General features: G+C 59.4%; 25 protein-coding genes, 1 tRNA gene and 1 pseudogene. 18 read left to right on the top strand and 9 right to left on the bottom strand.

Annotated features, from left to right (window positions below):
• Positions 1-349: 349 nt before the first annotated feature.
• Together DXT74_RS06675 and glnK are read right to left on the bottom strand one after the other, a co-directional pair.
• A pseudogene (locus DXT74_RS06675) lies at positions 350-1,662 on the bottom strand (ammonium transporter).
• Positions 1,663-1,691: 29 nt separating this feature from the next.
• A complete protein-coding gene (gene glnK, locus DXT74_RS06680) occupies positions 1,692-2,030 on the bottom strand; it encodes a P-II family nitrogen regulator (RefSeq protein WP_043591378.1) in 339 nt (112 codons plus the stop codon).
• Between the two features lie 310 nt (positions 2,031-2,340).
• Between glnK and DXT74_RS06685 the strand changes: the two genes are divergently transcribed.
• The 6 genes from DXT74_RS06685 (at position 2,341) to DXT74_RS06710 (ending at position 6,624) form a co-directional block, all read left to right on the top strand.
• Positions 2,341-2,628, top strand: a complete 288-nt coding sequence (locus DXT74_RS06685) for an accessory factor UbiK family protein (RefSeq protein WP_043637957.1) — start codon at positions 2,341-2,343, stop codon at positions 2,626-2,628.
• A 5-nt stretch (positions 2,629-2,633) separates the two neighbouring features.
• Positions 2,634-4,142 (top strand): YifB family Mg chelatase-like AAA ATPase, encoded by a 1,509-nt coding sequence (locus DXT74_RS06690; RefSeq protein ID WP_081555563.1) that lies wholly within the window; start codon positions 2,634-2,636, stop codon positions 4,140-4,142.
• A 149-nt stretch (positions 4,143-4,291) separates the two neighbouring features.
• Positions 4,292-4,939: an SPOR domain-containing protein gene (locus DXT74_RS06695; protein WP_231138291.1), complete on the top strand. Its 648-nt coding sequence runs from the start codon at positions 4,292-4,294 to the stop codon at positions 4,937-4,939.
• A 27-nt stretch (positions 4,940-4,966) separates the two neighbouring features.
• A complete protein-coding gene (locus tag DXT74_RS06700) occupies positions 4,967-5,578 on the top strand; it encodes a thiol:disulfide interchange protein DsbA/DsbL (RefSeq protein WP_114153195.1) in 612 nt (203 codons plus the stop codon).
• 83 nt (positions 5,579-5,661) lie between these two features.
• Positions 5,662-6,483 (top strand): undecaprenyl-diphosphate phosphatase, encoded by an 822-nt coding sequence (locus DXT74_RS06705; protein ID WP_081555592.1) that lies wholly within the window; start codon positions 5,662-5,664, stop codon positions 6,481-6,483.
• Between the two features lie 64 nt (positions 6,484-6,547).
• Positions 6,548-6,624, top strand: a tRNA-Met gene (locus DXT74_RS06710).
• Between the two features lie 131 nt (positions 6,625-6,755).
• On the opposite strand, the gene purB is transcribed toward DXT74_RS06710, so the two are convergent.
• From purB to ffh, 3 genes are all read right to left on the bottom strand, one after another.
• Entirely contained in the window at positions 6,756-8,126 is a 1,371-nt protein-coding gene (gene purB, locus DXT74_RS06715) for an adenylosuccinate lyase (protein ID WP_194427603.1), read from the bottom strand.
• Between the two features lie 65 nt (positions 8,127-8,191).
• On the bottom strand, positions 8,192-9,088 hold the full coding sequence (locus DXT74_RS06720; protein WP_114153193.1) for a RimK family alpha-L-glutamate ligase: 897 nt from the start codon (positions 9,086-9,088) through the stop codon (positions 8,192-8,194).
• 49 nt (positions 9,089-9,137) lie between these two features.
• Positions 9,138-10,493 (bottom strand): signal recognition particle protein, encoded by a 1,356-nt coding sequence (ffh, locus tag DXT74_RS06725; RefSeq protein ID WP_043591367.1) that lies wholly within the window; start codon positions 10,491-10,493, stop codon positions 9,138-9,140.
• 107 nt (positions 10,494-10,600) lie between these two features.
• On the opposite strand from ffh, the gene DXT74_RS06730 reads away from it, so the two are divergent.
• Both DXT74_RS06730 and DXT74_RS06735 read left to right on the top strand, forming a co-directional pair.
• Positions 10,601-11,422 carry an inner membrane protein YpjD gene (locus DXT74_RS06730; protein WP_114153191.1) on the top strand — a complete coding sequence of 274 codons (822 nt, stop codon included), beginning with the start codon at positions 10,601-10,603 and terminating at the stop codon, positions 11,420-11,422.
• 34 nt (positions 11,423-11,456) lie between these two features.
• Positions 11,457-11,837, top strand: coding sequence for a helix-hairpin-helix domain-containing protein (locus tag DXT74_RS06735; protein WP_043637938.1), 381 nt, complete (start codon positions 11,457-11,459; stop codon positions 11,835-11,837).
• Between the two features lie 53 nt (positions 11,838-11,890).
• Here the strand turns inward: DXT74_RS06735 and DXT74_RS06740 are convergent, their stop codons facing one another.
• Entirely contained in the window at positions 11,891-13,399 is a 1,509-nt protein-coding gene (locus DXT74_RS06740) for a deoxyribodipyrimidine photo-lyase (protein ID WP_231138292.1), read from the bottom strand.
• Between the two features lie 241 nt (positions 13,400-13,640).
• Here DXT74_RS06740 and DXT74_RS06745 point away from each other — a divergent pair, with 241 nt between their 5' ends.
• The 7 genes from DXT74_RS06745 to yacG all read left to right on the top strand — a co-directional run bounded on the left by DXT74_RS06745 (position 13,641) and on the right by yacG (position 20,643).
• On the top strand, positions 13,641-14,789 hold the full coding sequence (locus DXT74_RS06745) for a porin (protein WP_194427604.1): 1,149 nt from the start codon (positions 13,641-13,643) through the stop codon (positions 14,787-14,789).
• 221 nt (positions 14,790-15,010) lie between these two features.
• Complete coding sequence (pilB, locus tag DXT74_RS06750; protein WP_114153189.1) at positions 15,011-16,717, top strand: type IV-A pilus assembly ATPase PilB; 1,707 nt, start codon at positions 15,011-15,013, stop codon at positions 16,715-16,717.
• Between the two features lie 212 nt (positions 16,718-16,929).
• A complete protein-coding gene (locus DXT74_RS06755) occupies positions 16,930-18,153 on the top strand; it encodes a type II secretion system F family protein (RefSeq protein WP_194427605.1) in 1,224 nt (407 codons plus the stop codon).
• Complete coding sequence (locus tag DXT74_RS06760; protein WP_194427606.1) at positions 18,150-19,019, top strand: A24 family peptidase; 870 nt, start codon at positions 18,150-18,152, stop codon at positions 19,017-19,019. The genes DXT74_RS06755 and DXT74_RS06760 overlap by 4 nt, the downstream gene beginning before the upstream one ends.
• Complete coding sequence (coaE, locus tag DXT74_RS06765) at positions 19,009-19,620, top strand: dephospho-CoA kinase (RefSeq protein WP_081555553.1); 612 nt, start codon at positions 19,009-19,011, stop codon at positions 19,618-19,620. Before DXT74_RS06760 ends, coaE begins: the two co-directional genes overlap by 11 nt.
• A gap of 38 nt (positions 19,621-19,658) precedes the next feature.
• Positions 19,659-20,417, top strand: a complete 759-nt coding sequence (gene zapD / locus DXT74_RS06770) for a cell division protein ZapD (protein WP_019100891.1) — start codon at positions 19,659-19,661, stop codon at positions 20,415-20,417.
• 37 nt (positions 20,418-20,454) lie between these two features.
• A complete protein-coding gene (gene yacG / locus DXT74_RS06775; protein WP_043591348.1) occupies positions 20,455-20,643 on the top strand; it encodes a DNA gyrase inhibitor YacG in 189 nt (62 codons plus the stop codon).
• Between the two features lie 64 nt (positions 20,644-20,707).
• On the opposite strand, the gene DXT74_RS06780 is transcribed toward yacG, so the two are convergent.
• Together DXT74_RS06780 and tsaE are read right to left on the bottom strand one after the other, a co-directional pair.
• Positions 20,708-21,949: an N-acetylmuramoyl-L-alanine amidase gene (locus DXT74_RS06780; protein WP_019100893.1), complete on the bottom strand. Its 1,242-nt coding sequence runs from the start codon at positions 21,947-21,949 to the stop codon at positions 20,708-20,710.
• On the bottom strand, positions 21,910-22,395 hold the full coding sequence (gene tsaE, locus DXT74_RS06785) for a tRNA (adenosine(37)-N6)-threonylcarbamoyltransferase complex ATPase subunit type 1 TsaE (RefSeq protein WP_370551756.1): 486 nt from the start codon (positions 22,393-22,395) through the stop codon (positions 21,910-21,912). Before tsaE ends, DXT74_RS06780 begins: the two co-directional genes overlap by 40 nt.
• 4 nt (positions 22,396-22,399) lie before the next feature.
• Between tsaE and queG the strand changes: the two genes are divergently transcribed.
• Complete coding sequence (gene queG / locus DXT74_RS06790) at positions 22,400-23,476, top strand: tRNA epoxyqueuosine(34) reductase QueG (protein ID WP_019100895.1); 1,077 nt, start codon at positions 22,400-22,402, stop codon at positions 23,474-23,476.
• 3 nt (positions 23,477-23,479) lie between these two features.
• On the opposite strand, the gene DXT74_RS06795 is transcribed toward queG, so the two are convergent.
• Positions 23,480-23,896, bottom strand: coding sequence for a MaoC family dehydratase (locus DXT74_RS06795; protein WP_019100896.1), 417 nt, complete (start codon positions 23,894-23,896; stop codon positions 23,480-23,482).
• Between the two features lie 319 nt (positions 23,897-24,215).
• On the opposite strand from DXT74_RS06795, the gene DXT74_RS06800 reads away from it, so the two are divergent.
• Entirely contained in the window at positions 24,216-24,965 is a 750-nt protein-coding gene (locus DXT74_RS06800) for an electron transfer flavoprotein subunit beta/FixA family protein (protein ID WP_043637914.1), read from the top strand.
• Positions 24,966-24,968: 3 nt separating this feature from the next.
• Positions 24,969-25,901, top strand: coding sequence for an electron transfer flavoprotein subunit alpha/FixB family protein (locus DXT74_RS06805; protein ID WP_043591345.1), 933 nt, complete (start codon positions 24,969-24,971; stop codon positions 25,899-25,901).
• Positions 25,902-26,041 lie beyond the last annotated feature (140 nt).

Consider the following 26,041-nt stretch of genomic DNA (forward strand, 5'->3'; position numbering starts at 1 on the left):
GCTTGGAATGCGTTCACGATTTGCTGCGCGTTGGCGATATGGCATTGAAAACCGCTTTGAAATGCTCAAGTATCGTATGACCATCTCGCTTTCTTAGAACCTGTTCACGATCAGCTCCGCTGCGGCGATACGGCGTTAAAAACAAGCTCAAAATGCTCATGTACCCCTTGTACATTCCGCTTTTTCGCTCGTTTCACCTTGTCTCGCTCTTGCTCGCGAGATCGTGAACAGGCTCTTAGCCGTTTTCGTTTTGTCTCGCCCGGGCTCCCCGGAGTTTAAGCACTCTCTCTGGCAAAAAAAGGGCGCCAGCGGCGCCCCAAGTCCCTTACCACAACAAGAAAATTCGTATTTATTCGACGCGCTCCCCGTGCAGGATCACATCCAGTCCCTCGCGTTCTTCGTCTTCCGCGACGCGCAGTCCAATCGCTACATCGATCAGCTTCAGCAGGATGAAGGTGACGACGGCGCAATAGGCCGCTGTGACGCCCACGCCTAGCGCTTGAGCGGCGAGGCTGCCTTCCGCGCCGCCGATTTCTTTGACGGCGAAGACGCCGGTGAGCAAGGCGCCCAGGATGCCGCCGATGCCATGTACGCCGAAGGCGTCCAAAGAGTCGTCATAGCCCAGCATGTGCTTGAGTCCGGTGGCGCCCCAGAAGCACACCACGCCGGCTGCCAGGCCGATAATCAGCGCGCCTTTGACGTCGACGAAGCCGGCCGCGGGCGTGATGGCGACCAAGCCGGCGACCGCGCCCGACGCAATGCCCAGCACCGAAGGCTTTTTCTTGGTGAGCCATTCGGCAAACATCCAGGCCAGCGCGGCGGCGGCGGTGGCTAGCTGGGTAGTGACCATGGCCATGCCGGCGCGGCCGTCCGCAGCCGCGGCGGAACCGGCGTTGAAGCCGAACCAGCCCACCCACAGCATCGATGCCCCCACCAGGGTCAGCACCAGGTTATGGGGGGCATCGCTTCCTTACCGAAACCGACGCGCTTGCCCAGTACCAAGGCGGTTACCAAGCCGGCGATACCGGCGTTGATGTGCACTACGGTTCCGCCGGCGAAGTCCAGCACGCCCTTGTCCGCCATCCAGCCGCCCGGCGCCCAGACCCAGTGCGCCACCGGCACGTAGACCAGCAAGGACCACAGGGCCATAAAGACCAACATCGCGGAAAACTTCATTCGCTCGGCGAAGGCTCCGGTGATCAGCGCGGGGGTGATGATGGCGAAAGTCATCTGAAAGGTCATGAACACCGATTCAGGTATGGTGCCGGCCAGCGGATGTACCGCCAATTTGCCGGCGTCTTTCAGGTAAACCATGCCGTCCAGCATCACACGGCTCAAGTCGCCGAGATAAGGCGTGCCGACGGTGAAGGCCAGGCTGTAGCCGATGACCGCCCACAGCACCGTGATCAGCGCGGTGATGGCGAAACTTTGCATGAGCGTCGCCAACACGTTTTTCTTGCGCACCATGCCGCCATAGAACAGCGCCAGGCCGGGAATCGTCATGAACAGCACCAAGGCGGTGGAGATCAGCATCCAGGCGGTGTCGCCGGCGCTGATGCTCTTGGCGTAGGCAATCGCCGGGCCTGCCGGCGCGGCGGCGAACGCCAGCGGGGCCATTAGGCCCAAGCCGGCGAGCTGAATGGTTGCGAGCAGTTTTTTCATTGTCGTTTCCCCTAAGTCTCTATTGCGGTTCAGACCGCGTCGGCGCCGGTTTCGCCGGTGCGGATGCGCACCACTTGTTCCAGGTCGTAGACGAAGATCTTGCCGTCGCCAATCTTGCCGGTGCGGGCGGATTTTTCGATGGCTTCCACGACCTGATCGAGCAAAGCGTCGTCTATGGCGATCTCCAGTTTGACCTTGGGCAGGAAGTCCACCACGTATTCGGCGCCGCGGTAGAGTTCGGTATGCCCTTTCTGGCGACCGAAGCCTTTGACTTCGGTGACGGTGACGCCTTGCACGCCGATGGCGGACAAGGCTTCGCGGACTTCGTCCAGCTTGAAGGGCTTGATGATGGCAGAAACGAGTTTCATGACTGCTCCTTGGGTCTGATGATCCGATGTCTTGAGGTGAGCGCTGCTGTCGCGTCAATACGCATGAATCGTGCCAGGCCGGATTGGCGCAAAAGAAAACGCTAAGATCATGTTGCAATGCAAAAAAGGTCTGTACTGGCCTTTTTGGCACTTTCCCGGTGCATGCGGCGCTGAGGTGCCGCACTGATTTGGTGCCGCGAAGGGCGCGGAGTTGGGATGGGGGGCCAATGGGTACGCGCTGGCGGGTGGCGGACTTGGCTTTTTGCTACACTCTGCTCTGTTATCACTTATTCATTCAAGGAGCCGCGTCATGTTGAGCCAAAAGCTGTTCGAGGAAATCGGCAACAAGATCAGCGAAACTATTGCCGCCAGTCCGGCCAAGGACATCGAGAAAAACGTCAAAGCGATGATGGCCTCCACATTCAGCAAAATGGATCTGGTGACGCGCGAGGAGTTCGACGTGCAGCAAGAAGTGTTGGTGCGGACCCGAGAGAAGCTGGCTCAGCTGGAGCAGAAGCTAGCGCGCTTAGAGGCGCAGGTGTTCCCGGATGAGGCGCGAGCCACGGTAGAGGCCCAGTCAGAACTCGGTCACTCCTAAGCGACATGGCGCTGGCCGTGGTTGCAAGCCGGGCGCTGGCCGGAGTGGACGCGCCTGAGGTTGCGGTGGAAGTGCATTTGGCCAACGGCTTGCCCGCTTTCACCATTGTCGGCTTGCCTGATCTGGAGGTGAGGGAAAGCCGGGAGCGGGTCCGCGCGGCAATCTTGACCTCTGGTTTTGAGTTCCCGGCCCGGCGCATCACCGTCAACCTGGCCCCGGCCGATCTTCCCAAAGACTCCGGCCGTTTTGACCTGCCCATCGCCATTGGCATTCTTGTTGCCAGCGGACAGGTGCGTTGTCCCAAGTTGGCGGAATATGAAATTGCCGGAGAGCTGGCCTTGACCGGGGCTTTGCGGCCGGTGCGCGGGGCCTTGGCGATGGCGTGCAAGACGAGGGAAGCGGGGCGCGCCTTCATCTTGCCGGTAGCCAGCGCCAGGGAGGCTGCCGTGCTTGAGGGCATGCCATTATATGGCGTGAGCAGCCTGGTTGAGGCCTGCGCCTTTCTCAACGGTCTCTCCGAGCTGGAGCCGTATCGACAAGAGGGTGGCCCATCCCGCTCGCTGCCTGATTACCTTGATCTGTTGGATATCAAAGGCCAGTCCTTAGCGCGCCATGCGTTGGAAGTGGCTGCGGCCGGACGGCATAGCCTCTTGTTGATCGGGCCTCCCGGCACAGGTAAATCCATGTTGGCCGCCCGCCTGCCCGGCATCTTGCCCGGCATGCCGGACGAAGAGGCGCTGGAAAGCGCGGCCGTGCGTTCTTTGGGGACCGATGGCTTCGCCCTGGACGATTGGGGCGTAAGGCCTTTCCGTGCCCCGCACCATACCGCGTCCGCGGTGGCGTTGGTGGGTGGAGGCAGTGACCCCCGGCCAGGGGAAATTAGCCTGGCGCATCATGGCGTTTTGTTTCTGGACGAATTGCCGGAGTTCGATCGCAAAGTGCTGGAGGTCTTGCGCGAGCCGCTGGAGGCCGGCGTGATCCACATCTCGCGCGCCGCGCGCCAAGCCAGTTTTCCCGCGCGATTTCAGCTGATTGCGGCAATGAATCCCTGCCCGTGTGGCTATCTTGGGCATTTCAGCGGAAAATGCCGGTGCACGCCCGAGCAAGTGGGGCGCTATCGAGGTAAAATCTCCGGTCCCTTGTTGGATCGCATCGATTTGCATGTTGAAGTGCAGTCCTTGCCTGCCGAGGCGTTGGTGGATGGGGCCGCCGGCGAGCCCAGCGCTTTGGTGCGTGAGCGGGTGGAGTCGGCGTATCGTCGACAATTGGCTAGGCAAGGAAAGGCGAATGCGGGCTTGAGCGGGGCGGAGCTGGAGGCGCTTGGCGATTTTCACGCCGAAGGGCTGGCATTATTGCGGCAAGTTTTGGACAAGATCGGCTTGTCGGCGCGCAGTTATCATCGGATACTTCGGGTTTCCAGAACCATTGCCGATTTACAGGGTCAGGCTATGGTCATGCGGGAGCATGTGTTGCAGGCGATTCAATTACGACGCGCGGCAATGCCTAATGGCTAACAATAAATAAAGAATTGATCAATCCAGATAGTTTTTTGAACTATTTGATTAGTTAAAAGCGTAAGTGCTGCATGGCAAATCGAGATTTAAAAAATTCCTCCCGTAGTTCCCGTGGCCGTTCATCCAGCTCTAAAAGCGGAGGCGGCGGCATGGTGGCGGGCATCGTCATCGGTCTGATCGTCGGCGTTGCCGTCGCGGTTGGCCTCGCCATGTATCTGAATAAGTCCTCTACGCCGTTCAGCAACTTGGAAAAGTTGGATCGCAAAGCGGCCGGCGCTTCCGCGCCGCCGACGGAGCTGCTGGCCCCGGGCACGCGCATTGCTGACGCCGCTTCGGAAACCGTTGCCGCGCCGGCCCCGGTGGCCAAGCCGGCTCAAGAGCCCCCGTCCGCTCCACCACCGATGCCGGCGGAAGTTCCCGCCAAGCCGGCCGCCGCGCCGGCGGCCAAGGACGCGGGCAAGGAAGAGCAGCGCTTTGACTTCTACAAAATCTTGCCTGGCCAGGTGGACGCGGTGCCCGGCAAGAACGGCAAGGCGACGGAACCTTCTGCTCAGCAGGCGGCCAAAAAGGTCTACTTGCAGCTGGGGTCCTTCCAGAATCAGGACGAGGCGGACAACCTCAAGGCCAAGCTGGCGTTGTTGGGCGTGGAGGCCAAGATCCAGTCGGTGACTGTGCCGGAAAAGGGGCTGGTGCATCGGGTCAGGGTGGGGCCGTACAACCGTCAGGACGAGGTGGATCGGGTGAAGGCTCAGTTGAAGCAGGATGGCATTGGCGCGACAGTCGTCAAGGCGGAATAAACTCTTCCTCTATTTAGGGAATCGATAATGAAAAAGTGGTTATTGCTTTCGTTGATGCTGTTCAGCGGGCTGGCAAACGCGGCGATTGAGCTGGGCAAGGATTACACCATGCTGGCGACGCCGCAGCCGGTGGCGGATCCGAAAAAGGTGGAGGTCATCGAGTTCTTCTCTTACCACTGCATTCACTGCCTGGAACTTGAGCCGGCGATGAGCGCTTGGGAAAAGAGCAAGCCCGCCGACGTGGCGTTCTCCAAGGAACAGATCGTGTGGCAAAAGTCGATGGAGGGCTTCGTGCGCATGTTCTCCGCTTTCAAAACCACCGGCACCTACGACAAACTGCACCGCCCGGCTTTCGAGGCGGTGGTGAAGTCGCGCGTCAACCTGTCTGACGAGGGCGTGTTCGCCAACTGGCTCAAGCAGCAGAAGGGCGTTGACGCTGCCAAGGTGATGCAGGCGTACAAATCCTTTGGTGTGAACGCACAGGTGGCCAAGGCGGCCAAGATGACTCGCGATTATGCGATTCAGGGTACCCCGACAGTGATTATCAATGGTAAATACGTAGTGACACCGGTGGCGCCGGAGCGCATGGTGCAGGTGATCAACGAGCTGGTGGTCAAGGCGCGAGCCGAGAAAAAATAAGAATCGAGCAAGATGCTTGGTGAAGAAGGCAGCCCCGGGGCTGCCTTTTGCGCATATTAAACCTTGATGGGGGATGGATGGACATGGATTTGATGCTGTTGGCCAAGGCTTTATTGCTGGGCATCGTCGAAGGGGTGACGGAGTTTTTTCCGATTTCCAGCACCGGGCACTTGATTGTGGTGGGGGACCTGATCGGTTTTCAAAACAATGCGGACGTGTTTGAGGTGGTGATTCAGCTGGGAGCAATCCTGGCAGTGGTTTGGGAGTACCGCCAGCGTTTTCTGAGCGTGGCGCAGGGCGCTTTACAGCGGGATGCCCAGTCGTTGCGCTTCATCAGCAACTTGTTGGTGGCCTTTATGCCGGCGGCGGTTATCGGTTTCTTCGCGATCAAGGCGATCAAGCACTATTTGTTCAACCCGCTGACCGTGGCGCTGGCCTTGGTGGTGGGCGGCATCATCATTCTGCTGGTTGAGCGCAGGCAGCGCGTGCCGCGGGTGAACAGCGTGGATGCGATGAGCTGGCAAGACGCCTTGAAAGTGGGGATCGCTCAGGTGTTTGCCATGGTGCCCGGCACATCGCGCTCCGGTTCCACCATTATCGGCGGCATGTTGTTTGGCCTGGATCGCAAGGTCGCGACGGAGTTTTCCTTTTTCCTGGCGGTGCCTACCATGTTCGCGGCCACGTTCTACGATGTGTACAAGCATTGGCACCAATTCACCGCCGCAGATGTGCCGGTGATAGGCGTTGGTTTCATCGCGGCGTTCATCAGCGCTTTCTTCGCGGTGCGTGGTTTGATCCGCTATGTGTCCAGCCACAACTTCAATGCGTTCGCCTGGTATCGCATCGTATTCGGCTTGGTGATATTGGCCACATGGCAGTTGGGCTGGGTGGATTGGAGTGTTTGAATTGGCTCAAGATAGAAATATCTTGACAGCCAGGAGTGGCTTGTATAATATGCAACCTCTCTGACGCGGGGTGGAGCAGTCTGGTAGCTCGTCGGGCTCATAACCCGAAGGTCGTAGGTTCAAATCCTGCCCCCGCAACCAAATTCAAAAACCCAGCTTTCTTTTGAAAGCTGGGTTTTTTGTTTTCCTTCCAGTGGTCTGTCCGATCAATGGCCGCTGAATTAAAAAAACCGCCGGGTAACGGCGGTTTTTTATTGCTCGAGCAGGCGTGATTAAATGCGCTTGGCCAGTTCCGATGCCTTGCCGATATAGCTGGCCGGTGTTAATTCCAGCAGGCGGGCTTTTTCCGTTTCCGGTAGTTCCAGGTTTTTGATGAAGGCATGCAAGGTTTCACGGGTGATGCCGCCCTTGCCGCGCGTCAATTCCTTCAGCTGTTCGTACGGATTGGGCACGCCGTGGCGCCGCATTACGGTTTGCACCGGCTCCGCCAACAGTTCCCAACTGTTGTCCAGATCGGCGGCAATCGCCTGCGGATTGATTTCCAGCTTGTTCAAGCCCTTCAGGCAGGCTTTGAGGCCAAGAAGGGTGTAGCCGAAGCCCACGCCCATATTGCGCAGAACCGTGGAGTCGGTCAGGTCGCGCTGCCAGCGCGATACCGGCAGTTTTTCCGCCAAGTGGCCCAGGATGGCGTTGGCCATGCCCAGATTGCCCTCGGCGTTTTCGAAGTCGATCGGGTTGACCTTGTGCGGCATGGTGGAGCTGCCGACTTCGTCCTTCTTCACCTTCTGCTTGAAATAGCCCAGCGAGATATAGCCCCAGATATCGCGGTTCAGGTCGACCAGGATGGTGTTGACCCGCGCCAGAACCTGATACAGCTCGGCCATATAGTCGTGCGGCTCGATCTGGATGGTGTAAGGGTTGAAGGTCAGACCCAGGCCGGTGACGAAGCGGCCGCAGAAGCTTTCCCAGTCGATGTCGGGGTAAGCGACCAGATGGGCGTTGTAGTTGCCCACCGCGCCGTTGATCTTGCCGAGGATTTCCTGGTGTACCAGTTGTTCGCGTTGGCGTTTCAGGCGGTAGACCGTATTGGCCAGTTCCTTGCCCATGGTGGACGGTGTCGCCGGCTGGCCGTGGGTACGGCACATCATCGCGGTGTCGGCCAGCTCATGCGACAGTTTTTGCAGCTTGTGGATGACTTCGTCGATGGTGGGTAGCACCACGGTGTTGCGCGCGGTTTTCAGCATCAGCGCGTGCGACAGGTTGTTGATGTCTTCGGAGGTGCAGGCGAAATGGATGAACTCGCTGGCCGCCATGACTTCCGGGTTGCCGGACAGACGTTCCTTCAGCCAGTACTCGATGGCTTTCACGTCGTGATTGGTCCGCGCCTCGATGGCTTTGACCTCTTCGCCGTGCTGTACGTTGAAGTTGGCGATCACGTCGTCGATTTCACGGATGGTGGCTTCCGAGAAGGAAGGCACTTCCTCGATGCCTGGCTCGGCGGCCAGCATCTTCAGCCATTCCAGCTCCACTTTAATGCGGAACTTCATCAGGCCGTACTCGGAAAACAGATTGCGCAAGGCCTCGACTTGGCCGGCGTAGCGGCCATCCAGGGGGCTTAGGGCGGTCAGCGTGGTCAGGTTCATGCTGGGTAGTTCCAAACGTGGGTTGCCGGTGTTCTGGCGGGTTGCGGTACAAAATCCCTTAATGCTCAACGCAGGCGTCGCGCGAGCGCCGCGGCCAACTCCTCCGCGGCTTGCGGCCGGAAGCGGAAAAACAGCTCCGGTTCGATCATTTCCAACTCCATGACCGCCAGGCGGCCATGGTTGTCGCGAATCACGTCGACGCGCGCGTAAAGCACGTCGAAAGGCACTGCTTGCACGGCGGCTTCTGCAAAGGCGATTTCTTGCGCGTCGGCCTGATGCGGGTGCACCTGGCCGCCGTGGTCGTCCTGCACGCGGAAGTCGCCGGACTTAGGCGTTTTGCGGATGGCGTGGCTGAAATGACCATCGATGACGATCAGGGACAGCTCCCCCTGAGTCAACACGCTGTGTTGCATGGGTTGCAGCAACATGGCTTCTTGTTGGATCAGCTCGGCATACACACATTCCAGCGTTTCAGCGTTCGCCGGGGCGACGCGATAGGTGTGCCGGGCGGCGCCGGAGACGACCGGCTTCAAGATGGCGTCGTTCCAGCCTCGTTCCGCTAGTAGTTGGCGCAGTGTTTGCGGCGCGCCTTTCTCAATGTAGTGCGTGTCCACCGTATGAACAGCGTTTTGTTGCAGTTCGGCCAGGTAGTGTTTGTCCAGATTCCAGCGAATGAGCCCAATCTCGTTGAATAGCCGCGTTTGGCCGGCCGCGCGCGCCAGCCAGTCGGAAAACTCGGGCAGGCGCTCGAAGTAATCCCAAGTGGTGCGGAACAGCGCGCAGCGCGCGCCGGCCCAGTCCATGTCCGGGTCGTCCCAGGCCAGACGACGAACAAGCAAACCCTGGCGCTGTAGCGCTGCCAGGACCAAGCCGTCCTCATGATGAACCTGGCGGCGATACCAGTCGCGGTTGTCCGGCGGCAGCAGGCGCGAATCGGTCAGAACGGCAACATCGAGCGACATCGAAATCCTTTTACATCAAGAAAAACGGGTGCCAGGCACCCGTTTCAGCTTACATGCCGGGCATCATGCCCTTCATGCCGCGAAGCATTTTCATCATGCCTCCCTTGGAGGAGAACTGCTTCATCATTTTCTGCGTCTGCTCGAACTGGTTCAGCAGTTTGTTGACTTCCTGCACCGTCACGCCGGCGCCGGCGGCGATGCGTCGCTTGCGGCTGGCTTTGAGCAACTCTGGTTTGTGGCGTTCTTGCGGCGTCATCGAGTTGATGATGCCTTCAATGCGGCGCATGGCTTTTTCCGCCTCCGCGCCCTGCACGCCTTTGGCCATCTGGCCCAGTTGCCCCGGCATTTTCTCCAGCAGATTGCTCATGCCGCCCATTTTCTTCATCTGCTGCATCTGGGCCTTGAAGTCCTCAAGGTCGAAACCCTTGCCGGATTTCAACTTCTTGGCCATGGCGGCGGCTTCGTCCTGATCGATGCCTTTTTGCACTTCCTCGATCAGCGACAGCACATCGCCCATGCCCAGAATGCGGCTGGCGATCCGGTCCGGGTGGAAGGGTTCCAGGCCGGACACCTTTTCGCCGACGCCGATGAATTTGATTGGCTTGCCGGTGATGTGGCGGACCGACAGTGCCGCGCCGCCGCGCGAGTCGCCGTCCATCTTGGTGAGGATGACGCCAGTCAGCGGCAGCGCTTCATTGAAAGCCTGGGCGGTGTTGACCGCGTCTTGGCCCTGCATCGCATCGACGACGAACAGGGTTTCCACCGGATTCAGCGCCGCGTGCAGCGCCTTGATCTCGGCCATCATCGCCTCGTCGATGGCCAAGCGGCCGGCGGTGTCGACCATCAGGACATCGAAGAAATGGCGCTTGGCGTGATCCACCGCAGCGCGGGCGATGTCGACGGGATTCTGGTCGCCGGAAGAGGGGAACCATTCGACTTCGACCTGCTGGGCCAGCAGTTTCAACTGTTCGATCGCGGCGGGACGGTAGACGTCGGCGGAGACGACCAGCACTTTTTTCTTCTGGGTCTCTTTCAGCAGCTTGGCGAGTTTGCCCACCGTGGTGGTTTTACCGGCGCCCTGCAGGCCGGCCATCAGTACGATGGCAGGGGGCACGGCCGCCAGATTGAGGGCGTCGTTCTTCTCGCCCATCAATTTGGTCAATTCTTCATTGACCACGCCCACCAGGGCCTGGCCCGGAGTCAGGCTGCCGGCCACGTCCTGGCCCAGGGCGCGTTCCTTGACCTGGGCGATAAAGGTTTTGACTACGGGCAGGGCGACGTCGGCCTCCAGCAGGGCCATGCGCACTTCTCGCATCGCGTCCTGGATATTGGCCTCGGTCAAGCGCGCATTGCCGCGCAGATTTTTCATCACGCCGGACAGGCGGCTGGTCAGGTTGTCTAGCATGGTGCGTCCTTACTTCTGCCAACGGCTTGCCGGTTGGTGTAGACTCTCAAACTACTGATTTTACCACGAGCGGCCGGGCTGCACCCGGTTTTGATAAAACACCCGCCATGACCAGCTTCCTGCTCATACTTTCTATTGCGCTGATCCTCTCTTACGGGGTCTTCACCTGGCATTACTTCGCCAACTGGCGCGGCTTGGCTTGCTGGCCGCGCAAGCCGCGGCTGGAACACAGCCTATTGGGCGTGCTGCTGCTGCTGCAGGCGATTGCCGTGCTGTTGCCGCTGACTCAGGGACCTTTGCTGTCTCTTGGCGTGGGCCGCGCGCTGTCGGTCATGGTGTGGATCATGCTGCTGATTTACTGGACCTGCAGTTTTTTCTATCGCGTGGAAGGTTTGCAGCTGTTCATGATGCCGCTGGCGATGGCAGCGCTGGGCTTCGCCTTGCTGTTTCCCGGCCAACACGTGGTTCAGGATCTGAGCAATCCGGCTTTTGTGCTGCATATTCTGGTGTCCTTGTTCGCCTATAGCCTGTTCGCCATCGGCGCCCTGATCGCCATTTTGATGCTGTTTTTGGAAAAGGCCCTGCATGATAAACGGGCGTCTCCGCTGCTTAGACAATTGCCGCCTTTGCTTTCCCTTGAAAAAATGATGTTCCAAGTGATTGGCGTGGGCTTTTTGTTGTTGACGGTTTCTTTGTTGACCGGGGTGGTGTTTTCCGAGGAAGTGCTGGGGCACGCCGCGGCGCTGACGCACAAGACCGTTTTCGCCGTGTTGTCCTGGCTGCTATTTGGCGGCTTGTTGATCGGCCGTAAGTTACAAGGCTGGCGTGGTCGGGTGGCGATTCGTTGGACTTTGGCCGGTTTCCTGTCCTTGGCGCTGGCTTACATTGGCAGCAAGGTCGTCATAGAATTGATCCTGCAACGCGGTTGAGGTTGCTCAGTCCTGTCTCACAAGGAGATCAATGATGAAAAAATTGTTAGCCCTGTTTGCCGCCCTGATGCTGATTTGCGGCACCGCTTTTGCCGCCGTCAATATCAACACCGCTAACCAGCAGGAGTTGGAGGCGTTGAACGGCATCGGCCCGGTCAAGGCCAAGGCCATTGTGGAATACCGCGCCAAACACGGAGCGTTCAAGAGTGTCGACGACCTGAAGAATGTCAGTGGGATCGGCGACAAGACCTTGGAAAAACTGCGCAGCGAGATCGCGGTCAGCGGAGCGTCCAGCGCTGCTCCGAAAGCGGCGGCCAAGCCCGGTGCCGCCGCCAAACCGGCTGCAGCGGCTGCCAAGCCGGTGACCGGCGCCAAGAAAGAAGCTTCTAAGCCGGCGGCCAAGAAAAAGTCCTGATGCTTGTCTGGCAACGGTTTGCAGGAAACAACGCCCGCTTATGCGGGCGTTTTTCATTGCTTGCCGAAGAGTGCCAACGCCAGCTGCCGCTGCTCGGCGTGGTCGACGATGGGAAGCGGATAGTCTCGGCCCAGTTTGAAGCCTTCCGGCAGCGCCTTGGCTTGCCAGGGGGCGTGAATCGCCTGATCGTTTAGCGCCGCCAGCTCCGGTACGTATCGGCGGATGAAGCGCCCATCCGGGTCGAATTTCTGCGATTGAGTGACCGGGTTGAAGATGCGGAAATAGGGCTGTGCGTCACAGCCGGTGGAAGCGGCCCATTGCCAGCCGCCGTTGTTCGACGCCAGATCGAAATCCAGCAGTTTCTCCGCGAAATAGCGTTCTCCCAGGCGCCAGTCAATCAGCAGATCCTTGACCAGAAAGCTGGCGGTGATCATGCGCAGCCGGTTGTGCATATAGCCGGTTTGGTTCAGTTGTCGCATGGCCGCATCAATCAGCGGATAACCGCTTAGTCCTTTCTGCCAGCTTTCCAACCAGTCCAAGCGATTGGGAAAGGGCAGGTCGCGGTATTGCGGCTTGAAGCTGTGAGTGGCCGCATCCGGGAAGTGCCACAGCAGTTGCTGATAAAACTCCCGCCAGATCAACTCCTTCAGCCAGCACATCGCGCCTTCGCCGCCGTCGAAGCTGGCGAATTGCACCAATTGGCGAATCGAGATGGTGCCGAAACGCAAGTGGGTGGAGAGGTAGGACACGCCCTTTATGCCGGGATAGTCTCTCTGTTGATGGTAGCGTTGGATGCGTTGCTGGCAAAAATCGGCAAACAGTTCTTTTGCACCGGATGCGCCCGCTGCCAGCAAGCAAGGCTCGGTCTGGGCAAATCCTAGTTCTTCAAGGCTGGGCATGGCCGGCGTACCCGCTGGGGAGCGTAGCCGGCCGGTCAGCGGTGGCACCGTCAGCGCTTGGCTGTGCTGTGGGCTCAGCTTCTTGAGCCAGGCATTGCAATACGGCGTAAACACGGTGAATGGCTTTCCGCTGGCCGTGAGCAGCTCGTCCCGGGCGAAAATGACCTGGTCCTTGTAGGCGTGAAAAGTCTTGCCCATCGTCGCCAAGGTTTGGGCAACCATCGTGTCTCGCCGGCGCGCATAAGGCTCGTAATCCTCGTTCGCGTAAACGGCATCGGCACCTAGCTGCGCTGCCAGCCTGGGGATAATGTCCTCGGCCGGTCCTGTTTCGCACCACAGATCGCCGCCCGCCGCGCGCAGGGTATCCTGAATCTCCCGCAAGGACTGCCAGATGAAGCCGAGGCGTCGATCGGTGGGGGGGAGTGTGTTGAGAATATTGCTATCGAAAACAAAGACGCATTGAACCGGCAGCCCCGAGGCAAGCGCTTGCCGCAAGGCGTGGTTGTCTTCCAGGCGCAAATCGCGTCTGAGCCAGTAAAGCACGGCGTTGCTGGCAGGGGGATTTTTTTCGGTTTGATTGTCTGACAATGTGTGGTCCATTTGTATGCCTGATGGTTTGTTGCTTTTTTGCACCAAGTTACCGCTTGTGTTGCATAATTGCATCTTAATGGTTGCGGTGTTTAGGGGACAGGTTCATGTAAAACAATGCCTTGTGATGATGGTGTTGTTTTTTTGAGTGATTTTTTGTCGAAAGTACATGCTGTTTTTGTTTTTTCGCAACGTCGGTCTTATATTGAGGCTAGCGATCACCGAAGCATATCGGTGGCACATAAATGTCCGGGTTCTCTGGCTTTAGAACAGCGAAATCAACAGGACAACATCAACTGACTTGAAAGGAACTGCAATGAACAAGACGCATATCGCTCTTGCAATCGCCGCCCTGATGCCGGCCGCCGCCGCGATGGCCGACGTCACCATCTACGGTGAAATCCGTGGTGGTTACGAGTACAACAAGACTTACAGCTCCAGTGCTGGTGTTGATGCCAATGGTAAACCGCAGGGTACCTCTCAGATCAACGACTGGACTTCCCGCATCGGTTTCAAGGGCAACGAAGACTTGGGCAGCGGCTTGAAAGCCATCTGGCAGGTCGAGAACCGCGTGCATATCGATGGGGCCTCCAATAGTGGCGATACTTTCGCGACGCGCGACAGTTTCATCGGCTTGGCTGGCGACAGTTGGGGTAAGATTCGCTTGGGTCGTCTGTCCAACTATGCCAACGACATGATGGAGCAAGTGGATCCAGGCTACTACAGCAACCAGAGCGTTGGTGGTTTGGGTATGTTTACCCGTCTGGACGGCCGTCAAAACAACGCGGTGCGCTATGATAGCCCGAACTGGAACGGCTTCAGCTTTGCCTTCCTGTACGGTGCCGATGAAAGCCGTACCGCTGCCCCAAATGGTTCACGCACCAATAACCAGACTTGGAACCTGGGCCTGAGTTATGAGAACTCCGGCTTCTTTGGCAAGTATAACTACGAAAACTGGGGCGACGCAGACAAGCGCGGTGGTGTCAAAAACTGGCATCGTTTGGAAGCGGGCTACAACGCCAATAATCTGTATGTCGCCTTGGGCTATCAACAGATTGAAGGTTATCTGGCGACCAGTACGACTGGAGGTGTAACGACGTTCAAGGATGATGCTGGGGTGGTTTACAATATCAACGCCTTGAATGCTTATGCCAAGACCGCCAATGCACAAATAACCGCGGCTACCTTCGATACCACCCAGAAAATCAAAACTAAGGAAGCAGCTTTGACTTTGGGTTATACCTTCGGGTCGCTGACTCCGTATTTCTCCTATGTCAAAGGCTATGACGTAAGCGTGGGTGGCAATAACTTCTCGAACTCTGGTTACGACCAGTTCGTATTGGCTCTGGACTACGCTTTGTCCAAGCGTACCGAGGTTTACACTTCTTACGGTCACGTGAAGTGGAAAGACGGCGCTTTGGACAAGGAAAACTCCTTCGGCGTGGGCTTGGTGCACCGCTTCTAAGTACATTTGAGTTTGAGCTTGAAAGGACTGCTTCGGCAGTCCTTTTTGTTTTGGCGTGGATGCTTGGCGTAATCCGGCCACGCCGGGATTTAAGTCAAAGTAGCCCCCGCATTTTGCATATAATGTTGTAACGGTAGTGCGGTGGTCTTCAAGGTGGCGAGCTCTGACTCAGGAGCGCCGCGCGGTGTTGTCTAATCTGTTCACTGGTGAGTTGCAAGCGTATGGAAGCTTCGGCTGGCATTTCCGGCTTGGGTCGGGCCTTGGTGCAAAACAATATGCTGTTGCAGCAGGATGCGGACGCAATCCTGCGCCAGTCTCAGGCATCGCACATCAGCTTTGTCGAGCAGCTGATTCAGAGCAAGAAGATGACGGCGCAGGATGTGGCGATGTTCGCGTCCAAGACCTTTGGTTACCCCTTGCTGGACATGTCGGCCATTGATCTTGATCAGTTGCCCAAGGGCGTGGTTGATGACGAGTTGGTCGCCAGCCGGCGCTTACTGCCCCTGCTCAAGCGTGGCAACAAGCTGTATGTAGGCACTTCCGATCCCACCCAGACCTCCGCCTATCACGCCATCACCTTCAAGACTGGGATGACGGTGGAAATCGTGGTGGTGGAGGATGATAAGCTGGGCAAGATGCTCGGCAAGTACAGCGAGGATGCCACCGCCGCGATCAAGGCCTTGGAGAACGAGGATTTTGGCGATCTTGAATTCGCCGATCCGGATGCGCCGACCGATGCCGGCCCACAGCCGGATGTCGATGATGCGCCTGTGGTCAAGTTCATCCATAAGGTGTTGTTGGATGCGATCAATGGCGGCGCGTCGGATATTCATTTCGAGCCCTATGAGAAGTTTTATCGCATCCGCTACCGGGTAGACGGGGTGTTGAAGGAGATTTCGCAGCCGCCCCTGGTATTGAAGGAAAAAATCGCCTCCCGGATCAAGGTGATTTCCAAACTGGATATTTCGGAGAAGCGAGTGCCGCAGGATGGCCGGATGAAGCTGGTCATCTCCAAGGCGCGGGCAATCGACTTCCGGGTCAGCACCTTGCCCACCTTGTACGGCGAGAAGATCGTCATGCGTATTCTGGACTCGTCGGCGGCGAATCTGGATATCGAGCAGTTGGGCTTTGAACCGGAGCAGAAACGCCTACTGCTGGACGCGATTGCGCGGCCCTACGGCATGGTGCTGGTCACCGGACCTACCGGTAGCGGTAAAACGGTGTCCTTGTACACCTGCCTCAATCTGTTGAACAAGCCGGATATCAATATCGCCACCGCCGAAGACCCTGTGGAAATCAACTTGCCGGGCATCAATCAGGTCAACGTCAACGAGCGTGCCGGGCTGACCTTCGCTTCGGCCTTGAAGGCCTTCCTGCGTCAGGATCCCGACGTGATCATGGTGGGTGAGATCCGGGATTTCGAAACGGCGGACATCGCGATCAAGGCGGCTCAGACCGGCCATATGGTGTTTTCCACTCTACACACCAATAACGCGCCGGCGACTTTGACCCGGATGCTGAATATGGGGGTGGCGCCGTTCAACATCGCCAGCTCGGTGTTGCTGATCATGGCGCAACGTTTGGCGCGCCGTTTGTGCGCGCATTGCAAGAAACCGGCGGAGATTCCGGAGGAGGCATTGCTGCGGGCGGGATTCAAGCAAGAGGAGTTGGATGGAAGCTGGAAGCCCTATGCGCCGGTGGGTTGCGAGGAGTGTCGCAACACCGGCTACCGTGGCCGTACCGGTATTTACGAAGTGATGCCGATTACCGATGCGATGACGCGTTTGATCATGCAAAACGGTACCGCCATCGATATCGCCGACCTGGCGCGCAAGGAGGGCATGGTGGACTTGCGCCATGCCGGTTTGCTGAAGGTGAAGGCGGGGTTGACGTCGTTGACGGAGATTGAAGCGGTGACTAACGAGTAAGAACCTGTTCACGACCTGCGCGCGTCGGCGATGCGGTGTTGAAAATTGCTTCGAAATGCTCATGTACCACTTGTACACTCCGCTTTCTCAGCCCTTTTCGCCTTGTGTCGCTCTTGCTTGCGAGGCTTTGAACAGGGTCTAAGAGCGGTTTTGCGCCTCCGGCGGCCGCCGGAACGCTGACTTAACGGCTTGGATAAGAAAGAGGCCATGGAATGGCAGTCACGGTAGCAAAAAAAGCGACGCCGGGCTTTGTCTGGGAATGGGAAGGCAAGGACAAGGCGGGTAAGGCGATACGCGGGGAGCTGCGAGCGGAGTCCGAGGCGGTGGCCAAGACTCAACTGCGGCGTCAGGGCATCAATGTCGTCAAGATCAAGCGTCGGCGCGGAGGCTTCGGCAAACGCATCACCGAGCGGGACATCACCTTGTTCACCCGGCAACTGGCGACCATGATGCGCGCCGGGGTGCCCTTATTGCAGGCTTTCGATATCGCGGCCAAGGGCCACAACAATCCAGCCGTGACCAAGATGCTGCTGGAGGTGCGCGCCGACGTTGAAACCGGCTTGTCGCTGGCGGAGTCCTTCCGCAAACGTCCCTTGTACTTTGACAAGCTGTTCTGCAACATCATCGCCGCGGGCGAAACCGGCGGCGTGCTGGACTCCTTGCTGGACAAACTGGCCACTTACAAGGAAAAAGTGATGGCGATCAAGGGCAAGATCAAGTCGGCCCTGATCTACCCGTCTGCCATTGTCGGCACTGCCTTCATCATTACCGCCGTAATCATGATTTACGTGATTCCGGCATTCAAGGATTTGTTCTCTAGTTTCGGCGCCAATTTGCCGGCGCCGACGCTGTTCGTGATCTGGTTGTCGGATGGCTTTGTCCATTACTGGTGGCTGATCTTCGGGGTGATTTTCGGCAGCCTGTTCGGCTTTCTCTACGCCTTCAAGCGAACGCCCAAGTTGCAAGAGCAGATGGATCGCATCCTGCTGCGCCTGCCGGTGATCGGCGATATCATCCGCAAGGCCACTATCGCGCGTTGGGCGCGTACCTTGTCCACCTTGTTCGCCGCCGGGGTGCCGCTAGTGGAAGCGCTGGATTCGGTGGGCGGCGCCTCCGGCAACCAGGTGTACGCGGATGCCACCAAGCGGATTCAGAACGATGTCAGCACCGGTTCCAGCCTCAACTATTCGATGCAGCGGACCGACTTGTTCCCTAATATGGTGCTGCAGATGACCTCGATTGGGGAGGAGTCCGGCTCGCTGGACCAGATGTTGGACAAGGTGGCGGATTTTTACGAAGAAGAAGTCGACAATGCGGTTGCCGCGCTGTCCAGTTTGCTGGAGCCGGCCATCATGGTGATTCTGGGGGTATTGATCGGTGGTTTGATCATTGCGATGTATATGCCGATTTTCAAAATGGGGCAGGTGGTTGGATGATTGAGGAGTGGCGCTGGATCGCCGGCTCGTACCCGCTGGCTTTCGCCGGCGCGGCGCTGGCGCTGGGTTTGTTGGTTGGCAGTTTTTTGAATGTGATCATTCATCGCTTGCCCAAGATGCTGGAGGCCGAGTGGCGGCGCAATTGCGTTGATTGTCTGCAGTTGGAAGAGGACGAGACGTCCGAGCCCTACAACTTAATGCGGCCTGCCTCGCACTGCCCGCAATGCCGGGCCGCGGTGCGTCCGTGGCAGAATATCCCGGTGTTGAGCTTTGTATTGCTGAGCGGACGCTGCGGCAGTTGCCGAGCCAAGATCCCTTGGCGCTATCCGGTCGTGGAGCTGTCGACCGGGCTGTTGTTCGCTTTCCTGGCCTGGCGTTTCGGCTGGTCGGAACAGCTGCCGGCCTATATGGGTTTGACCGCGGTGCTGCTGGCCCTGACTTTTATCGACGCGGATACGCAGCTGCTGCCGGACAACCTGACTTTGCCCTTGCTGTGGGGGGGCTTGTTATTCAATTTGCTGACCGGCACCGTGCCGCTGGCCGACGCGGTGATAGGCGCGATGGCGGGCTATCTGTGCCTGTGGTTGCTGTTTCACGGTTTCAAGCTGGCCACCGGCAAGGAGGGCATGGGCTATGGCGACTTCAAGCTGCTGGCCGCTTTGGGCGCGTGGTTGGGGTGGACTTTGCTGCCCTTGGTGATTTTGCTGTCTTCGCTGGTGGGGGCAGTGGTGGGCGTGATCTTGATTTTGCTGTCCAAGCACGGACGCGGTCAGCCGCTGCCGTTTGGCCCTTATCTTGCGGCCGCCGGCTGGATTGCTTTGATCTGGGGGCAGGACATTGTGAATTGGTATTTGCATGCCTATTAAAGTCGTGGGTTTGACCGGCGGCATTGGTTCCGGCAAAAGCGCGGCGGCTGATCGTTTCGCTGAATTGGGTGTGCCGGTGATCGATACCGACGCCATCGCGCATGAGTTGACCGGCCCGTGCGGCGCGGCGATGCCGGCCTTGGTAGCGGAGTTCGGCGCGGAGGCGGTGCGAGCGGATGGTGGTTTGGATCGGGGCTGGATGCGCGAGCGGGTGTTCGCCGACTCAAGCAGCCGGCAGCGGCTTGAGAGCGTGTTGCATCCGCTGATCCGACGGCAGAGCGAAGCCGGGGTGGCCGCTGCGCGCGGGCCGTATTGCGTGCTGGTGGTGCCCTTATTGTTCGAAACCGGGCATTATCTGCCGATGCTGTCGCGTACCTTGCTGGTGGACTGCGACGAGTCGGTGCAACTAGAGCGGGTGATGCGGCGCAACGGCATGGACGAAAAAGCCGTGCGCGCGATCATGGCGGCGCAATGTTCGCGAGCGCAGCGACGTGAACGCGCCGACGATATAATTTGTAATAATGACAGCTTGGCTGCATTGAGGCTTCAAGTCGACGCCAAACACGATTATTATCTTGCCAGCCTAGCCGATAGATCATAACCGGGCTCTCGCGAGCCAAGCAGAAGGGCCGATGCGCCGTGATCAGTTTTGAGTTTCCCGTCACCGAGCGAACCCGCATCCTGCTCCGCCTGGAGCATCTCTACGCACGTCTTGGGTATTTCATCGGCAAGGACCATCCGTATGATCATCATGCGGCCCTGCTGGTGTTGTTCGAGCTGATGGAAACCGCCTCGCGCGCGGATTTGAAGGCGGATCTGCTGCAGGAGCTGGAGCGGCAGAAACAGATGCTGGAAGCGCTGCGCGAGAATCCGCAGGTGGCGGAGGAGACCCTGGAGGGCGTGCTGGAGGACATTGAGCACGCGTCCAGCCGTTTGCTGGCGCTGACCGGCAAGTTCGGTCAACACTTGCGTGAAAACGAGTGGCTGATGGCGATCAAGCAGCGCGCGGGCATTCCCGGCGGCACCTGCCAGTTCGATTTGCCGTCCTATCACCAGTGGCAGCAGAAGTCGGCTGAAGTGCGGCGCCAGGATATCAAGCGCTGGGCGTCGCCATTGATGCCCACCGCCGAGGCGGCGGGCATTCTGTTGACCCTGTTGCGCGATAGCGGCAAGACCCATCATTACGTGGCGCGCCGAGGCGTGTTCCAGCAGATGTCCGGCGGCAAGGTGGTGCAGCTGATCCGCGTGGCCTACGACGGCGGCCTGGAACTGCTGCCCGAGCTGTCCGCCAATAAATATGCGCTCAATATCCGCTTTGTCAGCGCGGTGACCGGGGAGTCCCGGCCGCGGCAGACCGAGCAGGATGTCGAGTTTCACCTGACCAATTGCAAGTTCTGACCGGCGTGCGCTGGTCTTTGCCCCGTTTTGAGAAGCCATGTCTGATTCTGTTCGCGTTGTCGCCTGTCCCACTTGTCGCGCTCCGGTGCGCTGGGAGCCGCAAAGCCAGTTCCGTCCGTTTTGCAGCAAGCGCTGCCGTTTGATTGATTTGGGCGAGTGGGCGTCGGAAAGCTACCGGGTGCCGGCGCAGGAAGAGTCGCCGAGCGAGGCGAGCCGCGGCGAGTGAGCGCCCGACCTCAATGAAAAACAGGTCCCATCAGGGACCTGTTTCGTTTGGGGGTGGGAGCGGCTCAGGCTCGGGCGGCCAGCGCCGCGCCTTGCGAAAAATAACCCTTCATGCCGGTGAAGATGGCATTGGCCATTTGCTGCTGGAAGTCGCTGCTGAGCAGGCGCTGTTCTTCTTCCGGGTTGGAGATGAAGGCGGTCTCCACCAGGATGGATGGGATGTCCGGCGCTTTCAGCACCGCGAAGCCGGCTTGCTCCACCGCGCTCTTGTGCAGCTTGTTGAGGCCGCCCAGATGCCCCAGCACGGTCTTGCCCAGTTTCAGGCTGTCGTTGATGGTGGCGGTCTGGGTCAGGTCCAGCAGGGTGTGCGCCAGGTATTTGTCCTTGCTGCCAATCTTGACCCCGCCGATCAGGTCGGCGTCGTTCTGGCTTTGCGCCAGTGCCTTGGCAAAGGCGCTGGTAGCGCCTTTTTCCGACAGCGCGAACACCGAGGATCCGCGCGCGGCGCGGTTGGGCGCGGCATCTGCGTGGATGGACACAAAGAGGTCGGCGTTCAGCTTGCGGGCCTTGGCCACGCGCACGCCCAGCGGGATGAACACGTCCTCCTCGCGGGTCATATAGGCCTTCATATTGCTTTCCGCGTCGACCAGCCGTTTCAACTGTTTGCCGATGCGCAGCACCACGTCTTTCTCGCGAGTGCCGTTCAGGCCGACGGCGCCGGGGTCTTCGCCGCCGTGGCCCGGGTCCAGCATCACGATGATGGGGCGGTTGCTGTCTTTTTTCTTGGGCTTGATCTGCGGTGCAGGCTGTTCCAGCTTGCCCTTGTTGTAGTCCTGCAGCAGGGCGAGCAGGGGATCGTCTTGCTGGCCGCCGGCCGGGTAAAGATCCACCACCAGCCGGTGTTTGTATTCGGCCACCGGCGCCAGGGTGAAGGCTTGCGGCTTGACGTCGGCTTTCAACTCCAGCACCAGGCGCACGGTTTCCGGGTCGAACTGGCCGGCGCGGGCGGTCTTGATATAGGGATCGGCGGCGGAAATCTGGCCGCCGATGTCTTTCAGCACGCTGTTGAGCTGCACGCCTTGCAGGTCGATCACCAAGCGGTTGGGGTTGGGGATGGTGAACTGCTTGTACTGAATGGCCTCGCTGGCTTCCAGCGTGATGCGGGTATAGGTCGACGCAGGCCATATGCGCAAGGCGACAACCTGGCTGCCGGAGGCGAAGCCGACGCGGCTCACCGACAGCATGAAGGTGGCGGCCGCGGCGCCGATCAAGCGGCGGCGGATGGGGTCGAAAGTCGAATCAGGCATGACTGTCCGGTTTCTGAGTGGGCAAGTAAACGATAATTGCGACCATTTCCGGCCACGGCTAGTTCCAACACGATGTCGGCGCGCGGCAGCAGGTCCGCGGCCTTGTCCGGCCATTCGACCAGACACAGGCTGTCCGGACCGAAGTATTCGCGGAAGCCGGCATCCTCCCATTCCTCGGGATCGGCGAAACGGTACAGGTCGAAATGGTGCACGCTATAGTGAGGAAAAGAATAGCTCTCCACCAGAGTATAGGTGGGGCTTTTGACCTTGCCGGCATGGCCGAGCGCGGTCAGCAGGCCGCGCGTGAACGTGGTCTTGCCTGCGCCCAGGTCGCCTAATAGATAGACGACGAGGCCGGCTTGCGCCGCTTCGGCGAAGGCTTTGCCCAGCGCCAGAGTGGCGGTTTCATCTTCCAGGTAGCCGCAGCGAACGCTGGTATCATCCATGGCCATGACCGAAAACTCTTTACAAAAAACGGATTATCCCGAATTGGCGCGCCAAATCAAAGCCTGGGCGCGCGAATTGGGTTTCGCCGACGCCAGAATCGGTCGCGCCGGCCTGCCGCCGGAGGCGGAACAGAAGTTGAACGCCTGGCTGGCCGCCGGTTATCACGGCGAGATGGACTATATGGCTCGCCACGGCTCCTTGCGGGTCAAGCCGGCTGATCTGGTGCCCGGCACCCTGTCCGTTATTTCTCTGCGCATGCATTACTGGCCGCAGGCCCGCGCTTCGGCCGAAGTGCTGGCAGACGGCGGCAAAGCCTATTTATCGCGTTACGCGCTGGGACGCGATTATCACAAGGTCTTGCGTAACCGGCTGCAGGCGCTGGCGGAGCGGATCAAGCGGGAAATCGGCGATTTCGGTTACCGGGTGTTCACCGATAGCGCTCCTGTGGCGGAGGTGGCGCTGGCGGCCCAGGCTGGATTGGGCTGGCGAGGCAAACATACTCTGCTGCTGACCAAGAACGAGGGCTCCTTGTTTTTCCTGGGGGAGGTCTTCACCGATCTGCCCTTGCCGGAGGACGAGGCGGAGGACGGTCATTGCGGCCGCTGCACCCGCTGCATCGATGTCTGTCCCACGGCGGCCATCGTCGCGCCCTATACCGTGGACGCGCGGCGCTGCATTTCCTACCTGACGATAGAATTGAAGCGGGCGATTCCGGAGGAGATGCGGCCCTTGATCGGCAACCGTGTTTACGGTTGCGACGATTGTCAGTTGTTCTGTCCGTGGAACCGTTTCGCGGTCGATAGCCGTGAGACGGATTTTGCGGTGCGTCATGGTCTGGACGACGTGAGCTTGCTAGAGTTGTTCGCTTGGAGCGAGGCCGAGTTCAAGGAAAAGATGGCTGGCAGCCCGATTTACCGCATCGGCTACCTTAAGTGGCTGTCTAACTTGGCGGTGGGCCTGGGCAACGCGCCCACCACGCCGGAAGTGGTGGCGGGGCTGCGGGCGCGTTTGGATTTTCCCGACGAAATGGTGGCCGAGCCGGTGCGCTGGGCGCTGGGCCGGCACGGCGTCATCGTCTGAAGCTCAGGGTTTGCTGGGCGCCTTGACCAGGGACTCGCCTTCCAGCACCACCTTGCCGCGGACCGAGCATTGAGTCGCTAATTTGACGAAGTGTTTGTCCGGGTTCAGCTCTATCACGGTGGCGCGGGCGGTCACGGTGTCGCCGATGCGCACCGGCGCTTTGAAACGGGTGGATTGCGATAGATAGATGGTGCCGTGGCCGGGCAATTGGGTGCCCACTACGGTGGAGATCAGGCTGGCGGTCAGCATGCCGTGCGCGATGCGTGTCTCGAACGGCGTTTGTTCCGCGTATTCCTGATTGATGTGCACCGGGTTGTTGTCGCCGGATACGGCGGCGAACATCAGCACGTCGGCTTCGGTGATGGTCTTGCTGAATTCGGCGAAATCGCCGAGCTGAAGATCTTCAAACCAAACAGTCATGACCGCTCCTGACTTGATATGACGATAAAATGCTGTGGTGCATTGTGACAGCTTTTGGCCGAAATGCAAATTACCGAGAAATCACGTACTATCGGCGATAAGTTGCGTTTTTGCCACGCTGTATGCAATACAAATCAACCAAACGCTCGTTTGAATTTGTCCTTGGGGCATAATCAGGCTTGCTTCGGCAATTGCTGCTTCCGCGTTCGATCAATCCAGACGGCGGCATTTCTGAAACGGCCGCGCTTGGCGGCGCGGCGGCGGCTATAAGCCGCTCCAGGTTTCTTTTGAGAGATGTCCAGAGGTTTGTTGGAGGAATATGAAAGTTCTAGTCGCTGTGAAACGCGTTGTGGATTACAACGTGAAGGTTCGGGTCAAGGCCGACGGCACTGACGTGGATATCGCCAACGTCAAGATGTCGATGAACCCGTTTGACGAAATCGCGGTGGAAGAGGCGGTGCGCCTCAAAGAAGCCGGCAAGGTCAGTGAAATCGTGGCGGTGTCGCTGGGCGTGAAGCAATGCGAGGAGACGCTGCGCACCGCGCTGGCGATGGGCGCGGATCGCGCCATCCTGGTGGAAACCGACGTGGAGCTGCAGCCGCTGGCGGTGGCCAAATTGCTGAAAGCCGTGGCGGAAAAAGAACAGCCGCAGCTCTTGATCGTGGGCAAGCAGGCGATTGACGACGACGCCAACCAAACCGGTCAGATGGTGTCCGCGCTGCTGGGCTGGGGCCAGGGCGCTTTCGCCTCCAAGGTGGAACTGTCGGCGGAGACCGTGGACGTGACCCGCGAGATCGACGGCGGTTTGGAAACCGTCAAGCTGCGCCTTCCTGCGGTGGTCACTTCCGACCTGCGCTTGAACGAGCCGCGTTTCATCAAGCTGCCCAACATCATGGCGGCCAAGAAAAAACCGCTGGACAAGACCACGCCGGCGGAGCTGGGCGTGGACGCCGCTCCCCGTCTGAAGACGTTGAAGGTGGCGGAGCCTTCCAAGCGCAGCGCCGGCATCAAGGTGGCCAACGCCGCCGAGCTGGTCGCCAAACTGAAAACCGAAGCAAAGGTGCTGTAAGCCATGGCCATTCTCGTTATCGCTGAACACGACAACCAGAGCCTGAAAGCAGGCACCCTGAACACCATTACCGCCGCCGCCAAGCTGGGCGAAGTGCACCTGCTGGTGGCCGGCCACAACGCCGCCGCAGCAGCAGAAGCCGCCAAGAGCGTGGCGGGCGTCGCCAAAGTGCTGCTGGCCGATGCCGCGCACTACGCGCACGGCCTGGCCGAGAACCTGGGCGTGCTGGTGTCCGGCCTGGCCACGAGCTACAGCCACGTGCTGGCGCCGGCGTCTTCCTTCGGCAAAAATCTGCTGCCGCGCGTAGCCGCGCTGCTGGACGTGGCGCAGATCTCCGAGATCGTCGCCATTGAGTCCGCCGATACCTTCGTGCGGCCCATCTACGCCGGCAACGTGCTGGCCACCGTGCAGTCCGCAGACCCGATCAAGGTCATCACCGTGCGCACCACCGCCTTCGACGCGGCGGGCCAGGGCGGCTCCGCCGCGGTGGAAGCCGTGGCCGCTGCCGCCGACGCGCAGCTGTCCAGCTTTGTGGGTCAGGAACTGACCAAGTCCGATCGTCCGGAACTGGGCTCGGCCAAGGTCATCGTTTCCGGCGGCCGCGCCTTGGGTTCGGAGGAGCAGTTCAAGGCGGTGATCGATCCGCTGGCGGACAAGCTCTCCGCCGCCGTTGGCGCTTCCCGCGCCGCGGTGGACGCCGGCTACGCGCCAAACGACTACCAAGTGGGTCAGACGGGCAAGGTCGTGGCACCGCAGCTGTACTTCGCAGTCGGCATTTCCGGCGCCATCCAGCACCTGGCCGGCATGAAGGATTCCAAGGTGATCGTCGCCATCAACAAGGACGAGGAAGCGCCTATCTTCCAAGTGGCGGATTACGGCATCGTCGGCGATCTGTTCACTGTTGTTCCGGAGTTGATGGCCGAGTTGTCCAAATAATCCCGCGTCCGCGCCGCGAGCCTCTCGCCGGCGTGGATGGGGTTCGGCGCGCCGCATGGCCGCCGGAACAAGAATATTCAGCCGGCAACGCCCGCGCGCAGTCATCGGCCCGATGCGGGCCGGACCCGTGCGGCGCTTGC

It is taken from the genome of Chromobacterium sp. Rain0013 (genome assembly GCF_015291765.1).
GTDB classification, from domain to species: domain Bacteria; phylum Pseudomonadota; class Gammaproteobacteria; order Burkholderiales; family Chromobacteriaceae; genus Chromobacterium; species Chromobacterium haemolyticum.